The sequence below is a fragment of the Kocuria carniphila genome, assembly GCF_004136555.1.
Taxonomy (GTDB): domain Bacteria; phylum Actinomycetota; class Actinomycetes; order Actinomycetales; family Micrococcaceae; genus Kocuria; species Kocuria carniphila.
Map to the genome: position 1 here is coordinate 16,954 of NZ_NOIT01000006.1, position 14,906 is coordinate 31,859.

The window sequence follows — 14,906 nt, forward strand, 5'->3', positions numbered from 1 at the left end:
ACGGTGCCGGGCCCGTTTTTCCGTTGAGACCGTGATGCGGGTCTTATAGACTGAAAATCCGCTGAGGCGGTTTCATCGACGGCACCGTGCAAAGGAGCATGAGGATGAGCTCGACATTTCAGGCAGCAGTAGTTCACAACTTCGGTGACGAACTCACTATCGACGACGTAGAGGTTCCTGAACCGGGTCCGGGGCAGGCGCTCGTCAAACTGATTGCATCCGGTGTGTGTCACACCGATCTCCACGCGGCCCAGGGGGACTGGCCCGTGAAACCCACCCTCCCGCTGATCCCGGGACACGAGGGTGTCGGCACCGTGGTCGCCGTGGGCGAAGGGGTGGATGACCTCAAGGAGGGCGACCTGGTGGGCAACGCCTGGCTGGGCAGTTCGTGCGGCAACTGCCAGTACTGCCGGGCCGGCTGGGAGACCCTGTGTGAGGAGCAAACCAACTCGGGGTACTCATCGAACGGTTCATTCGGCGAATACATGCTGGTGGACGCCAAGTTTGCCGCGCGGATTCCCGAGGGCGCGGACCCCTACGAGGTGGCTCCGGTGCTGTGCGCCGGCGTGACCGTGTACAAGGGGCTCAAGGAGACCGAGGTGCGCCCTGGTGAATGGGTCGTGATCTCGGGCATCGGTGGTCTGGGCCACCTGGCCGTCCAATATGCCGTGGCCATGGGTATGCGGGTCGCTGCGGTGGACGTCGCGGACGACAAGCTCGCGCTCGCCAAGAAGCACGGTGCGGAGGTCACGGTGAACGCGTTTGCTGCGGATCCGACCGAAGCCATCCAGAAGGAGATCGGTGGCGCCCACGGCGTGCTGGTCACGGCCGTTCATCCGGATGCGTTCGGGCAGGCGATCGGCATGACTCGCCGCAAGGGAACCATCGTGTTCAATGGCCTGCCACCGGGAGAGTTCCCCGCGCCGATCTTCGACATCGTGCTCAAACGACTCACGATTCGCGGTTCCATCGTGGGCACTCGTAAGGACATGGAGGAGGCCCTGGACTTCTACGCCCGCGGCCTGATCCATCCCACGTTCCACACCCGTGAACTCGGCGAGATCAACCAGATCTTCGACGAAATGCACCACGCCAAGATCGACGGTCGCGTGGTGATCAAGTACCAGTAGGTCGCGCGCTTACTTAGCTGTGGGAAGGGCCGGGCGCGCCAGGATCTCGGTGTGCAGCATCGCGAACCACGCGTCCGGCTCTCCCGCCCAGCTTTCCCAGGCCTCAGATATTTCGTCGAGTTCAGCGGGCGTGCTTAAGCCGAGTTCCACGGCTCTGCTCCCGTACGACGACGCTCGTACCCGTGCCGCCCACGAGTCACCCCACCAACGGGTTCCCTCCTCCGTGGCATAACACCACGACGACGCAGTGACCCGCACTTCCCGCAGGCCAGCTTTGCGGGCCCAGGATTTGAGGTGCCGCCCGGCATCGGGCTCGCCGTGGTTGGCTCGGGCCATGGCTCGGTAAATCTCCAGCCACCTGCTCAAACCGGGGGATTCCGGGAACCAGGCCATGGACGCGTAGTCCGCATCCCGCACCGCCATCACGCCGTCAGGTCTGCACACGTGGGACATTTCTCGGAGGGCCAGCACAGGATCCGGCAGGTGTTGGAGCACCTGGTGGGCGTGTACCACGTCAAAGCTCTCGTCCTCGAAGGGCAGGGCGTAGACGTCGGCGGTCATGAAGGTGACGTTGGACGAGTGCCGCGCGCGAGCGGCGTCGGCGGCGGAATTAACGGCAGCTGGTGACTGGTCGGTGCCGACCACCGGCCCCGGCGCAACCAGTTCCGCGAGGTCCAAGGTGATGGAGCCGGGTCCGCAGCCGATGTCGAGCAGGGACATCCCCGGGGACAACTCGGGCACGAGATACGCGGCGGAATCCGCGGCCGACCTCGTGCCGTGAGATGCCAGGACCGAGGGGGAGTGTCCGTGGGAGTAGAAGCTCATGTAAGCGGTTTACCGGGTGGCCGTCCCGGAGAAAAGTACTGCCCGGATGCTGAGACGAGCACCCGGGCAGTTCGGTGGTGGAGCCCCCTGCCGGATTCGAACCGGCGACCCTCTGTTTACAAGACAGATGCTCTGGCCATCTGAGCTAAGGGGGCGTGCCCGTCGCCGTGCGTGATGGCGCGGTGCTGGGACCGCTCCATATTACTGGACAACTCCCTGACGGACGAACCGTGTCCCGATGGTCGGGACAGCTGAACCACTAAGGACGCCCGTACTTAGTTAGGAATTACTCACTATCGGGCGACACTCAAACGTGGTTTCATATCAATCATGGAAATCAAGGGAAAACTTGCCGAAGCCATTAATGACCAGATCACCATGGAGCTGCAGGCCACGGTTGTGTACCGCCAGCTTGCCATTGAAATGGACGTTGCCAGCCTGCCCGGATTCGCCAAGTGGTTCCGAGCCCAGGCCGCCGAGGAAATCACGCACGCCGAGAAGTTCATCGACCACATGGTCGACCGCGGTGGAGACCCGCAGATCGGTGACATGGCCGGACCCGACATCCAGGACAAATCCGTTCTGGGCTGCTTCGAATCCGCGCTGAACCACGAACGCAAGGTCTCCGAGTCCATCCGTAACCTGTACCGCTTGGCGCAGGAAGAAGGAGACATCGACTCCATGCCGCTGCTTCACTGGTTCATCAGCGAACAGGTCGAGGAAGAAGCTACCGTCGAGGGTATCTGCGATCAGGTGCGTCTGGTCCACAACGACGGTCCGGGTCTGCTTCGTTTGGATGCCGAACTCGGTTCCCGCAAAGCGCCCACCGTCGCCTAGCCCGATCGAGCTTGGGCTGAGCGACAAAAGGCCGGCACTGCGCAATCGTAGTGCCGGCCTTTCGCTATGCCATCAGCGTTTCCCCAGCACAGGGATCGTGACGGTGGAGTGCGTTACTCCTGGGTGATGTCCACGTCCGCCTGTTCCTGGCGGCCGAAGGCCCACAGCAGCAACTCGGACGGCTCGCCGCGAACCAGGTCCACGTGGCGCGCGGAGCGCTTGCCACCGCGGACGGCACCGAAACCATTGGCCAACAACACCACGGAGTTGGACTCCTTACGCAACATGGCGGGGCCCATAAGCTTGAGGATGTTCCAGAGGTCTTTCTGCTCGTCGTGGAGCAGTTGGCGGGCGTGCCACTGCGGCTGGGCACGGCGCACGTCCTCGTGGTGGACGAAGAATTCACCGGTGTTCATGCGCTTGTCCACTGGGGACCAGCGTGCGGGGGAGTGCAGCGGCGGGCGCTCCACCAGGTCGACCAGCTCTTCCCAAGGCATGTCGTTGTACTTGTTCTCGACGGTCTTGAAGTGGGAACCCAGCACCGGAAGCTTGGGCGCGAAAATACCCACGGCGGCGTCGGGTCGGCCATCGCGAATCACCAGGTGGACCGCCAGATCGCGCGCGTTCCAGCCCTCGCACAGGGTGGGGGCGTCGGGACCCACGCGGCGTAGCAGAGCGGCCAAGTGGCGACGTTCAACATTGGCGAAATTAGTCATGAATCATCCGTTCTAGCGGTGCGTACGGTCAGTTTCCACGGTAGACGGGCAGGGTGCTGATTACTAGCGACCCTCCGCGGGAGCTTCCTGGGTGGGTCCCTGACCAGGGGAGAGTTCCGGAGCGTCAACGGGCGCCTCGGGTGCATTGAACTGCGAATCGTAAAGATCTGCGTAGTGGCCACCCAGGGCGATGAGTTCTTCGTGGGAACCCTGCTCCACGATCTTGCCGGACTCCATCACCAGGATGGTGTCCGCATCACGGATGGTGGAGAGGCGGTGAGCGATCACGAAGGACGTGCGCTGGGCACGCAGCGCAGCCATTGCGTGCTGCACCAGCAGTTCGGTCCGTGTGTCCACGGACGACGTCGCTTCGTCCAGGATCAGCAGCGAAGGTTGCGACAGGAACGCGCGGGCAATGGTGATCAGCTGCTTCTCACCGACCGAGATGCTGCCGCCCTCTTCATCGATCAAGGTGTCGTAGCCGTCCGGGAGGGCACGAACGAAGCGGTCCACATACGTGGCCTTCGCGGCGTCGACGACCTCCTCGTCGGTGGCGTCCTGGCGGCCGTAGCGAATGTTCTCCATGATGGTTCCGGAGAACAACCAGGCGTCCTGGAGCACCATGCCCACCTGCGACCGCAGCTCATCGCGGCTGAGATCCCGGATGTCGATACCGTCCAGGGTGATGCATCCTTCATCGATCTCGTAGAAGCGCAGGATCAAGTTCACCAGGGTGGTCTTGCCGGCACCCGTGTGACCCACGATCGCCACGGTGTGACCCGGCCGGGCCTGGAACGAGAGACCCTCGATCAAGGGGCGTGCGCCGTCCGCCAATGCCTGCTTGTCGTAGGTGAAGCTCACGTTGTCGAAACGAACGTGACCGCTGGAGCGTGCCGGGAGGTGCTGCGTTGCGGTCTCCGGATCTTGCTCGTCCGCGTCCAACAACTCGAAGGTGCGCTCGGCCGACGCCACACCCGACTGCAACTGGGTGGCCATGCCGGCCACCTGAGACAGGGGCTGCGTGAACTCACGCGAGTACTGGATGAAGGCTGTCGCGTCACCGAGGGTCATTTGACCGGTCGCAACACGCAGCCCACCGAACACGGCAATGCCCACATAGGAGAGGTATGAGATGAACTGCATGACCGGCATGATGGTGCCCGACATGAACTGCGCACCGAACGAGGCCTTGTAGAGCTTCTCGTTGCGTTCGTCGAACGTGGCATCCATGTCGTGCTGCCTGCCGTAGGCGTGCACCAGCTCGTGACCGGAGAAGGATTCCTCGATGTGGCCGTTGAGGTGACCGGTCGCTTCCCACTGCTGCGTGAACAGTTTTTGGGACCGTGTACCGATGAAACCCGCGGCCACCGCGGACAGGGGCAGGGCGATCAACGCAACCAGTGCCAGCTGCCATGACACCACGAACATCATCACGGTGATGCCGATGACCGTGAGCACGCTCTGCACCAATTGTGAGAACGCCTGCTGCAGGGCGGTCTGGATGTTGTCGACGTCGTTGGTCACGCGGGACATCACGTCACCGCGCTGGCGGGAGTCGAAGTAGCTCAGGGGCAGAGCATTGATCTTCCGCTCCACCTCGGCACGCAGGTTGTACACCACGCGCATCACCACGATGTTGAGAACGTAGCCCTGCAACCACATGAGGAGTGACGCCATCGCGTACATGCCCAGCACGGTGAGGATCAGCGTGCCCAGGAGGGTGAAGTCCACGCCCTGTCCCGGAACCAGGGTGATGGCGGACATCATGTCGGCCAAGGTGTCCTGGCCCTGCGCTCGCAGCCCGTCGACCACTTGGGCTTTATCCACTCCCTCGGGTAGCTCCCGGCCGATCACACCGGCGAAGATCACGTCCATGGCGCGCCCCAGCACGCGTGGTGCGTAGACGCTCAGGACGACTGAAACGACCACCGCCGCGAACACGACGGTCAGGGCGAGCTTGTGCGGGAACAGAAGCTTGACCAGGCGAACGGCGGAGGGCCAGAAATGGCGTGCCTTCTTGACGGGCTCTTCCACTTCGTAGCTCATGACCGACCCCCGGTGCTCTGCTCAGCGCTGAGCTGAGACTCGACGATTTCGCGATAGGTGTCGCTGGAGTCCAGCAGTTCCCGGTGCGTGCCCCGGGCGGTGATCCGCCCGTGCTCGAGAACCAGGATCTGGTCCGCCCCGGTGATCGTGGAGACACGCTGAGCCACGGTCACCACCGTGGACTGCCGGGTGACGGGCCGCAGGGCCTCGCGCAATTTAGCGTCCGTGGTGACGTCCAGCGCCGAGAACGAGTCGTCGAAGACGTACACGCGGGGGGCGGTCACAATGGCGCGCGCAATGCACAGCCGCTGCCGCTGACCTCCCGAGACGTTCGTGCCGCCCTGTGAAATGGGAGAGTTCAAACCCTCTGGTTTTTCTCTCACGAACTCGTCCGCCTGAGCCACCGCGAGCGCTTCCCACAGTTCGTCATCGGTGGCCTCCTGGCGGCCGAAGCGCAGGTTGGACGCAATGGTGCCGGAGAAGAGGAAGGGCTTCTGCGGTACGAGACCGACACTCGAGGCCAGTTCCTGCGGCGGGTATTCGGTGAGGGCGACGCCGTCCAAGGTCACCTTTCCCGCGACGGGGTCGAACAGCCGCGGGATCAGGTTCACGAGTGATGACTTGCCGGAACCGGTTGCACCGATGATGGCCAGGGTCTGACCTGGTACGGCCGAGAAACTGATGCGATCCAGCACGGGGGCTTCGGCGCCGGGGTACTGGAACGTGACGTCATGGAACTCGAGAGTGCCGTGATGGGACGCGGGGTCCACAGGGTGAGCGGGCGGGTGCATGGTGGGTTCGGTACTCAAGACCTCGGTGATGCGTTCGGCACAGACCACCGCTCGGGGGACCATCATCATCATGAACGTGCCCATCATGACGGCCACGAGGATCTGCAACAGGTACTGCAGGAACGCAGTGAGCGCACCCACCTCGATGAGCCCCTGGTCCACCCGGTGTCCGCCGAACCACAGTACGGCGGCCGTGGCGATGTGCATGATCATGTTGATGATGGGGAACATGAGCACGAACAGCGAGCCGATCTGCACGGAGATGTCCGTGAGTTGCTGATTGGCGCGAGCGAAACGCTCGGTCTCGTGACGTTCCTTGACGAACGCCCGAATCACGCGGATGCCGGTGATCTGCTCGCGGAGTACCCCGTTGATGCCGTCGATGCGGTCCTGCATGATGCGGAACCACGGCATCAGTTTGGCCACGATGATGCCCAACAGCACACCCATGACGGGAATGGACACCCACACGAGCCAGGACAGCCCCGGGTCCTCACGCAGGGCCATCACAATGCCACCCACGCACATGATGGGTGCCATGACCATGAAGTTGAGTCCCATGAGCGTGAGCATCTGGATCTGCTGGACGTCATTGGTGTTGCGGGTAATCAACGTGGGAGCGCCGAACTTCCCCACTTCGCGAGCGCTGAAGGATCCGACCTGGCGGTACACCGAACGGCGGACATCGCGGCCCAGGCCCATGGCCGTGCGGGAACCGCAATAGACGGCGATCACCGCAGCAATGACCTGAACGAAAGCGACGCCCAACATCACGGCACCGGTACGCCAGATGTAATCGGTGTCTCCGCGGGCCACGCCCTGGTCAATGATCCGGGCGTTGAGACTCGGCAGATAGAGCGTGGCGATGGTCGAAGCCAACTGGAAGATGAGTACGGCGATGATCCACGGCCGGTAGGCGCGGGAATAGGTGCGCAACAAACGCAACAGCATGCGGGGTCCTGACTGTGTTCCTAGCGAGCGACGCTCGGCTATGTGAAACAGGATACGCCTGGGCTCAGACACCCAAACGAGCTAAAGTTTCGGTATACCGAAACTTTGAACTGCAGCACCAGGAGGCACCGTGCTCAACCGCAGGACCCGGGTCGAGAACCGTCCCGCCACTCGCGGCATCATCACGGCACTGGGGCCGGCATTCGTGGCGGCCATCGCCTATGTGGACCCGGGCAATGTGGCAGCCAATGTGAGCGCTGGGGCGAGTTTCGGCTATCTGCTCGTGTGGGTCCTCGTGATTGCCAACGTGATGGCCATGGTCATCCAGTACCTCTCGGCCAAGCTGGGCATCGTCACGGGCAAGTCCCTTCCCGAGGTGGTGGGGGAGTCGCTACCCCGTAGGGCGCGTATCGCCTATTGGGTGCAGGCCGAATTGATGGCCGTGGCCACTGACGTGGCCGAGGTGATTGGTGGCGCCCTCGCACTGTGGCTGCTGTTCGGCGTTCCGCTGCCCCTGGGTGGCGTGATCGTGGCCGTGATCTCGATGGCTGTGCTGTCCGTTCAGAACCGGCGGGGCCAGCGGATCTTCGAAACCGTCATCCTGTCCATGCTGGGCATTATCACCGCGGGTTTCCTGGCGGGGCTGGTCGTAGCACCGCCCGAGCCCGCCGGTGTGCTGGGCGGTGTGGTGCCGCGCTTGCAGGGTTCGCAGTCTCTGGTGCTGGCGGCGAGCATGTTGGGTGCCACGGTCATGCCGCACGCGATCTACCTGCACTCCGCGCTGTCCCGTGACCGGCACGGTGGTGCACATGGGGTTCGGCACACCCAGTACCTGTTGCGGGCCACGCGAGTCGACGTGGTGATCGCACTGATCGTCGCCGGGTCCGTCAACATGGGCATGTTGTTGTTGGCGGCGCGCAACCTCTACGGCGTGGACGGTACCGACACTATCGAAGGCGCGCACGCGGCCATTGCGGAGGCGCTCGGTCCGGCGGTGGGCATCGTCTTCGCCATTGGTCTGTTGGCCTCAGGATTGGCCTCCACCGCGGTGGGTTCCTACGCCGGGGACGTGGTGACGGCGGGGTTGTTGCATCGTCGGATCCCGCTGTTCGCGCGCCGGGTGTTCACCATGATTCCCGCCGTAGTACTGCTCGCGGTCGGAGTCGAGCCCACGGCGGCGCTCGTGGGGAGCCAAGTGGTGCTGAGCTTCGGCATCGCCTTTGCCTTGATTCCGCTCGTGTGGTTCACCGGGCGACGCCGCCTGCTCGGGCAATTCACGAACGGTCCGTTGCTCTCGGGGTTCGGTTGGGCCAGCTCCGGGATCGTGGTCGCGCTCAATGTTGTCTTATTGGGACTTATGGCAATCGGTGCAGCCTAGGGGCTAGTAAAACCACACAAACACACATAAACTCACATCACAGTGAGGGGAACCACTGTCGCAGCCCCCAACCGTGAGGTGCATATGTTCGCTGAGGAACGTCAAGAAGAAATCGCCCGACTCGTGGCCCAGTCCCGCCGTGTCAACGGTGCAGAGTTGGCCAAGCGGTTCTCCGTGACCATGGAAACCGTGCGCCGCGATTTGGCGGTGCTCGAAAAATCCGGGAAGCTGCGACGCGTTCACGGCGGCGCGGTGTCAGCCGATCAATCCACCAGCGGGGAACAGGGGATTGACTCGCGGCAGCGCATCAACGCCGACGAGAAGCGGCGGATCGCCGCGGCCGCGCTCGACGTCCTGGTCGATTCGGGTGCGGGCGCGGTGGTCCTGGATGCCGGTTCCACGGTGGAGATGCTGGCCGACCTGTTGCTGCATCGTGACAACGGCTTGCAGGACGGTCAGGAACGGCTGATCATCACTCACGCATTGCACATTGCCGCCAAGCTCGCGGATACGGACGGCATCGGCCTGGAGTTGGTGGGTGGTCGAATTCGAAAGCTCACCTGGGCCGCTACCGGTGCTCGGGCCAGCCAACATTACGAGCAGCTCCGCCCGGATATCGCGTTCGTGGGCTGCAACGGCATCCACGCGCAGTTCGGACTCTCCACCCCGGATCCCATTGAGGCCGTGGTGAAAACCGCGATCGTCCGAGGCGCTCGCCGAGTGGTGGCCATGTGCGACCACAGCAAGCAGGACCGGGAAACCCTCATGAAGTTCTGTTCCCTGCCCGAAATCGACACTCTCATCACCGATCGGGCACCGGGGGCAGAGCTCTCCCGTGCCCTCGAAGAAGCCAATGTGGAGGTGATTGTCGCGTGATCGTCACCGTGACACTCAATCCGTCCGTCGACCGCACCGTGGAACTCGCCGCACCCTTGCAGCGTGGCCAGGTGCAACGCGCCGAACGAACCAGACAGGACCCCGGTGGCAAGGGGGTGAACATCTCCCGCGCGCTGCAACTCAGCGGCGAGCCCACCTTGGCCGTGGTCCCGGGGGACAATAACGACCCCTTATTACAAGGGCTCGAAGAGGCAGGCGTGCGGTACGAATCCGTCTCCGTGGGCGCACCGCTGCGTTCCAACATCACCGTGACGGAACCGGGCGGCACCACGACCAAGATCAATGAACCCGGTCCCGAACTGGACTCCGACACCGTGGAACGGATCATCGACCAGCTCATCGCGCGCGGAGCGGGCGCCCAGTGGCTCGTCCTTGCCGGTTCGGTCCCTCCCGGGCCCGCCCCCAATATCTACGCACACATCATCAACCGCGTTCGGGCGGCACTGGGAAGCGCGGCACCGCGCATTGCCGTGGACACGTCCGGCCGGCCCCTGGCCGAGTCGGTGTCCGAAACGGTGGATTCACAGCCGGACATCATCAAACCCAACGGGGAGGAACTCGCCGAATTACTGGACCGCACGGACGGCGAAACCCTCGAAGCGGACCCGGCCGCGGCGGCGTCGGCGGCTCGTGCCCTGATCGAGCGTGGAGTGGGCGCAGTGCTGTGCACCCTCGGCGGGCATGGCGCGGTCTTGGTGACCCGGGACGGTGCGTGGCACGCCGTGCACGAACCCGTGACCGTGAATTCCACCGTGGGCGCCGGCGACAGCGCCCTGACGGGGTACCTGATCGCCGACGTCCGAGGCGAATCGCCGGAGGACTGCCTGCGCCAGGCCGTGGCCCACGGATCCGCCGCGGCAGCTTTGCCCGGAACCCAAATGCCCTCGATCGACAACACCACACCGCAAGCCGTGACCGTAACGGCCTTGTAGCTGGCCCTCGGGCCGGGCCGGCCCACCTACGCACCACGCGTACACCACAAGGAGCACCCATGTCGGATCTCATCAACCCCAGATTGGTCCTGTTGGACCAGGACCTGGGCAACACCACGGAAGAAGTGATTCGCGAACTCGCGAGCACCGTTCATCGCGAAGGCCGAGCGGAGAACGCGGACGCACTGGCCGCAGACGCACTGGCCCGCGAAGCCAAGAACGCCACCGGTATCCCGGGTGGTATCGGCATCCCGCACTGCCGTTCCGAGGCCGTTACGGAAGCCACGCTGGTCATGGCGCGGCTGCACCCGCCGGTCGATTTCGGCGCCAAGGACGGCCCCGCGGACATCCTCTTCTTCATTGCAGCACCGGCCGGCGCTGACCAGGCCCACCTCAAGCTGCTGTCCAAGCTCGCGCGCTCGCTCATGAAAAAGCCCTTTGTGGCCTCGCTGCGCGAAGCCGAGACGCCCGAGCGCGTTGTCGAGCTCGTGGATGATGCTCTTGGCCTGGGAACACCCGCCGACGCCAATCCGACCGGTGGCGTTGCGGCGGCACCCGCCGCGACCCCGAGTGATACCACCACCGACGGCGCTTCGGCGCCTGCCGCGGACGGCGCCCAGAACGGCGCCGGTAACGTGACGAGCGCTGGTTCCGGACTCGCTTCCGGGGCCGTGGCTGGTTCCACGGCGGCTGCGGCTGCGGTGGCCGGCCCGAATACCGTTGCCGCGGCGGACGGTGCACCGGGTGCGGCCGCTTCCGGCGCTCGTCGGTTGGTGGCCGTGACCGCGTGCCCCACGGGTATCGCTCACACGTACATGGCGGCTGATTCGCTCAAGAACACCGCGGATGAAATGGGCGTCGACCTCCAGGTCGAAACCCAGGGTTCAGCGGGCGCCACCCGCCTGGATCCGTCGGTGATCCGCAATGCGGAAGCCGTCATTTTCGCCACGGACGTGGACGTTCGTGAACGCTCCCGGTTCGCAGGATTGCCCTATATCGCTTCCGCTGTGAAGCGTGGCATCGACGAACCCCGCGAAATGATTGATGAGGCTCTGGCCGCCGCCGACAACCCGGACGCCAAGCGAGTCAGCGGTGACCCGGCAGATGCGAGCCAGACCTCCGACGCCGCAGAAGGCTGGGGAACCCGCATCCGCAAGGCCGTGATGACCGGTGTCAGTTACATGATCCCGTTCGTGGCGGCGGGCGGTCTGCTCATGGCCATTGCCTTCATGATCGGCGACGCGCAGGCAGTTCCCGTGACTGCGGACGAGATCCTGACGACCGCAAGTCTGGGAAACCTGGGTGACGTGAGCTTGGGTGCCTACATTGCGGCTGTACTGTTCAAGATCGGCAGTCTCTCAATGAGTTTGCTGGTCCCGGCGCTCGCGGCGTACATCGCCTACGGCCTGGCCGATCGACCCGGTATCGCACCGGGCTTCACGGTGGGTCTGGTAGCCAATTTCATGGGCGCGGGCTTCCTCGGAGGCATTGTGGGTGGTTTGCTCGCCGGTCTGTGCGCTTACTGGCTCACGCTCCCGCGGTTGCCCCGTTGGCTCGGATCACTCATGCCCGTGGTGATCATTCCGCTGTTGGCCACGCTGTTCGCCGGCGGTCTGATGTTCTTCCTGATCGGCGGCCCCATTGCCCTGTTCATGGAATGGCTGACCGGCCTGTTGACCGGCATGAGCGGTGCTTCCGCCATGGCTCTGGGAGCCGTGCTCGGACTGATGATGTGCGCTGACCTGGGTGGCCCCATCAACAAGGTCGCGTACTCGTTCGCGGCTGCAGGCCTGGGTGCTGCGACTGTGGCGAATACCGCCCCGCAGGAAATCATGGCGGCCGTGATTGCGGCGGGCATGGTTCCTCCGCTGGGTATGGCCCTGGCCTCCACGGTTCTGGGCCGCAAGTACTTCACGGCGCAGGAGCGTGAGAACGGAAAGGCTTCGTGGCTGCTCGGCGCATCGTTCATCTCCGAGGGCGCCATTCCCTTCGCCGCGGCGGACCCGCTGCGCGTACTGCCCGCCTCGATGCTCGGCGGTGTGGTGACCGGTGCCATGAGCATGGCCTTCGGTGTCACCTCGGTGGCGCCGCACGGAGGGATCTGGGTCATCCCCACCATTGGCGGGCCCATCTGGTTCATCCTGTCCATCCTGGTCGGCACCGTGATCACCGCCGTGACCGTGGTCGCTCTCAAGCACATCGGCAATGCGCAGAAGCGCGTGGCCGAGGCGACCGTTGCCGAACCAGCTCCCGTCAACGCCTAAGGGTGTGAACGACATGGAACATACACAGTCAGAAATCAACGCCGTTCAGTTGCGCTACACGGGTGTGGGTGTGAGCCCCGGCCGGGTGATCGCTCCGCTGATTCCCATGGCACCTCCCGTCGCGGCGCCCCCGGAAGGCGACCCGCTCGTGGAGGAGATCGACGGCGCCGTCGAACGTCTGAATGACGCTGCCACAGCGGTGAAGGCCGAGCTGAAGGAGCGTGCCGAGCGCGCTCGCTCCGAGGCCGCCGCCGAGGTGCTCAAAGCCACCTCACTCATGGCGGGCGACAAGGCCTTGATCAAGAACGCGGTCAAGCTGGTGCGCAACCAGTCCCTGAGCCCGGAACGCGCACTGTGGGACGCCGCCACCGGATATGCCGACCAGATGCGCACCATGGGCGGTTACATGGCCGAACGCGCCGCGGACATTGAGGACGTCCGGGCCCGCATCGTGGCCGAGCTGCGCGGCATGCCCGCTCCGGGGGTTCCCCAGCGTGTCGAACCATTCGTGCTGGCGGCGGAGGACCTCGCTCCCGCGGACACCGCGGTGCTCGACCCGGACACCGTGGTCGCCCTGGTCACGTCCTCCGGCGGGCCGCAATCGCACACCGCGATCCTGGCCCGGAACCTCGGATTGCCCGCCGTGGTTGCCGCAAACGGTGTGACCGACATCGAGTCTGGAACCTCAGTGTTCGTGGACGGCTCTGCAGGATCTGTGGTGACCCACCCCGGTGCCGAGCACGAGCAAGCGGTCGCCGCGTGGCATGAAGCCTCGGAGCAGCTGGCGAATTTCGACGGTCGCGGCGCGCTCGCTGACGGCACCGAGGTCGCATTGCTCGCCAACGTGGGCACCGCCGACGACGCTCAGGCGGCGGCCGCGGCCGGCGCGCAGGGCGTGGGGTTGCTGCGTACGGAATTCTGCTTCCTGGGGCGGGACACCGAACCCACGGTCGAGGAGCAGACCGAGGCCTACATCGAGATCTTCAAAGCCTTCGGTTCCGACAAGATCGTGGTGCGTACATTGGACGCCGGGGCGGACAAACCCCTACCGTTCCTCACGGACACCACCGAGCCGAACCCCGCGCTGGGTGTGCGTGGCTACCGTACGGACTGGACCACTCCGGGTGTGCTGGCGCGCCAGCTGCAAGCGATAGCCGCCGCCGCGGATCAGACCGAGGCAAACGTGTGGGTTATGGCACCCATGATCTCCACAGCGGGAGAGGCCGAACACTTTGCCGGTCTCGTCCATGCTGCGGGGCTGAAGGTGTCCGGAGTCATGGTCGAGACCCCGGCCGCTGCGATCACCGCGGAACAAATCCTGGACCGCGTGGACTTCGTGTCCCTGGGCACCAACGACCTGACCCAGTACACGATGGCCGCCGACCGCATGCTCGGTTCCCTGGCCGAACTCAACTCGCCCTGGCAGCCGGCCGTGCTGCGCATGATCGAGCGTACGGCGGCGGGTGCGCACGCGGCGTCGTCGACCTCGGGAATGCACAAGAACGTGGGCGTGTGCGGTGAGGCCGCCGCGGACCCTGCTCTGGCAGTGGTGCTGGTGGGGCTGGGTGTGGACACCCTGTCCATGAGCCCGCGCTCGCTGGCGGCCGTGGCTGCAGTGCTGTCCCGGGTCGATCCGGAACAGGCTCGTACCGTGGCGCAGACCGCGTTGGACTCCACGAGCGCCCAGGAGGCCCGCGATACGGTCCGTGCTCAACTGCCCGTGCTGGAGGAGCTCGGACTCTGAGCGAAACACTCGGTGCGCCTGGGGACAGACCCGGGTGGCACGGAACACAATGGAAGCACGTCTTGTCCGGGCCCCGAATCGGACAGGCGACAACACAGAGGAGTTGCAATGGCAGAACGCACCGCAACCGTGGCCTCGCGAGTGGGGCTGCACGCACGACCAGCAGCGATCTTCGCGGAAGCCGCCGGTGAGTACGAAAACCTGGAGATCACCATCCGGTCCGACGGCGAAGGCGCCGAGGACGGGATGGATGCCGCGTCGGTACTGTCCCTGATGTCCCTGGGCGCGGCCCACGGAGACAAGGTGGTTTTGGCCGCAGACGGCGACGGCGCCGACGAAGCCCTGGACCACCTGGTCTCCATCATCGAGACCGATCATGATGCGGAATAGTGATT

12 protein-coding genes and 1 tRNA gene are annotated in these 14,906 nt (G+C 64.6%); 8 read left to right on the forward strand and 5 right to left on the reverse strand.

All coding sequences use genetic code 11. The annotated features are described in order from the left end of the window. Positions 1-104 precede the first annotated feature (104 nt). Positions 105-1,130: an alcohol dehydrogenase AdhP gene (adhP, locus tag EWV37_RS05525; protein ID WP_129700347.1), complete on the forward strand. Its 1,026-nt coding sequence runs from the start codon at positions 105-107 to the stop codon at positions 1,128-1,130. Between the two features lie 9 nt (positions 1,131-1,139). Here adhP and EWV37_RS05530 read toward each other — a convergent pair whose 3' ends face one another. Together EWV37_RS05530 and EWV37_RS05535 are read right to left on the reverse strand one after the other, a co-directional pair. Beyond that, the gene (locus EWV37_RS05530; protein WP_129700349.1) at positions 1,140-1,955 is read right to left on the reverse strand and encodes a methyltransferase domain-containing protein; all 816 of its coding nucleotides are present in this window, start codon (positions 1,953-1,955) and stop codon (positions 1,140-1,142) included. Between the two features lie 78 nt (positions 1,956-2,033). Continuing rightward, positions 2,034-2,110, reverse strand: a tRNA-Thr gene (locus EWV37_RS05535). Positions 2,111-2,285: 175 nt separating this feature from the next. Between EWV37_RS05535 and EWV37_RS05540 the strand changes: the two genes are divergently transcribed. Then, complete coding sequence (locus EWV37_RS05540; protein WP_095796943.1) at positions 2,286-2,792, forward strand: ferritin; 507 nt, start codon at positions 2,286-2,288, stop codon at positions 2,790-2,792. A 113-nt stretch (positions 2,793-2,905) separates the two neighbouring features. Here EWV37_RS05540 and EWV37_RS05545 read toward each other — a convergent pair whose 3' ends face one another. The 3 genes from EWV37_RS05545 to EWV37_RS05555 form a co-directional block, all read right to left on the reverse strand. Further along, a complete protein-coding gene (locus tag EWV37_RS05545) occupies positions 2,906-3,508 on the reverse strand; it encodes a TIGR03085 family metal-binding protein (protein WP_095796942.1) in 603 nt (200 codons plus the stop codon). 63 nt (positions 3,509-3,571) lie between these two features. Continuing rightward, entirely contained in the window at positions 3,572-5,554 is a 1,983-nt protein-coding gene (locus tag EWV37_RS05550; protein ID WP_129700351.1) for an ABC transporter ATP-binding protein, read from the reverse strand. Next, positions 5,551-7,296: an ABC transporter ATP-binding protein gene (locus EWV37_RS05555; RefSeq protein WP_129700353.1), complete on the reverse strand. Its 1,746-nt coding sequence runs from the start codon at positions 7,294-7,296 to the stop codon at positions 5,551-5,553. The genes EWV37_RS05550 and EWV37_RS05555 overlap by 4 nt, the downstream gene beginning before the upstream one ends. A 130-nt stretch (positions 7,297-7,426) precedes the next feature. Here EWV37_RS05555 and EWV37_RS05560 point away from each other — a divergent pair, with 130 nt between their 5' ends. From EWV37_RS05560 to EWV37_RS05585, 6 genes are all read left to right on the forward strand, one after another. Continuing rightward, entirely contained in the window at positions 7,427-8,674 is a 1,248-nt protein-coding gene (locus tag EWV37_RS05560; RefSeq protein ID WP_095796939.1) for an Nramp family divalent metal transporter, read from the forward strand. A gap of 84 nt (positions 8,675-8,758) precedes the next feature. Next, positions 8,759-9,550 carry a DeoR/GlpR family DNA-binding transcription regulator gene (locus EWV37_RS05565; protein WP_129700484.1) on the forward strand — a complete coding sequence of 264 codons (792 nt, stop codon included), beginning with the start codon at positions 8,759-8,761 and terminating at the stop codon, positions 9,548-9,550. After that, positions 9,547-10,503 (forward strand): 1-phosphofructokinase family hexose kinase, encoded by a 957-nt coding sequence (locus EWV37_RS05570; RefSeq protein WP_095796937.1) that lies wholly within the window; start codon positions 9,547-9,549, stop codon positions 10,501-10,503. Before EWV37_RS05565 ends, EWV37_RS05570 begins: the two co-directional genes overlap by 4 nt. Before the next feature lie 59 nt (positions 10,504-10,562). After that, positions 10,563-12,767, forward strand: coding sequence for a PTS fructose transporter subunit IIABC (locus EWV37_RS05575; protein WP_129700355.1), 2,205 nt, complete (start codon positions 10,563-10,565; stop codon positions 12,765-12,767). A 13-nt stretch (positions 12,768-12,780) separates the two neighbouring features. Next, entirely contained in the window at positions 12,781-14,511 is a 1,731-nt protein-coding gene (gene ptsP / locus EWV37_RS05580; RefSeq protein WP_129700356.1) for a phosphoenolpyruvate--protein phosphotransferase, read from the forward strand. Between the two features lie 108 nt (positions 14,512-14,619). Next, complete coding sequence (locus tag EWV37_RS05585) at positions 14,620-14,901, forward strand: HPr family phosphocarrier protein (RefSeq protein ID WP_129700358.1); 282 nt, start codon at positions 14,620-14,622, stop codon at positions 14,899-14,901. The last annotated feature ends 5 nt before the right edge of the window (positions 14,902-14,906 follow it).

Excerpts from the sequence above, each read along its gene's own strand:
- adhP (WP_129700347.1), top strand. The coding sequence starts at position 105 with ATGAGCTCGACATTTCAGGCAGCAGTAGTTCACAACTTCGGTGACGAA.
- EWV37_RS05530 (WP_129700349.1), bottom strand. The coding sequence starts at position 1,955 with ATGAGCTTCTACTCCCACGGACACTCCCCCTCGGTCCTGGCATCTCAC.
- EWV37_RS05540 (WP_095796943.1), top strand. The coding sequence starts at position 2,286 with ATGGAAATCAAGGGAAAACTTGCCGAAGCCATTAATGACCAGATCACC.
- EWV37_RS05545 (WP_095796942.1), bottom strand. The coding sequence starts at position 3,508 with ATGACTAATTTCGCCAATGTTGAACGTCGCCACTTGGCCGCTCTGCTA.
- EWV37_RS05550 (WP_129700351.1), bottom strand. The coding sequence starts at position 5,554 with ATGAGCTACGAAGTGGAAGAGCCCGTCAAGAAGGCACGCCATTTCTGG.
- EWV37_RS05555 (WP_129700353.1), bottom strand. The coding sequence starts at position 7,296 with ATGCTGTTGCGTTTGTTGCGCACCTATTCCCGCGCCTACCGGCCGTGG.
- EWV37_RS05565 (WP_129700484.1), top strand. The coding sequence starts at position 8,759 with ATGTTCGCTGAGGAACGTCAAGAAGAAATCGCCCGACTCGTGGCCCAG.
- EWV37_RS05575 (WP_129700355.1), top strand. The coding sequence starts at position 10,563 with ATGTCGGATCTCATCAACCCCAGATTGGTCCTGTTGGACCAGGACCTG.
- ptsP (WP_129700356.1), top strand. The coding sequence starts at position 12,781 with ATGGAACATACACAGTCAGAAATCAACGCCGTTCAGTTGCGCTACACG.
- EWV37_RS05585 (WP_129700358.1), top strand. The coding sequence starts at position 14,620 with ATGGCAGAACGCACCGCAACCGTGGCCTCGCGAGTGGGGCTGCACGCA.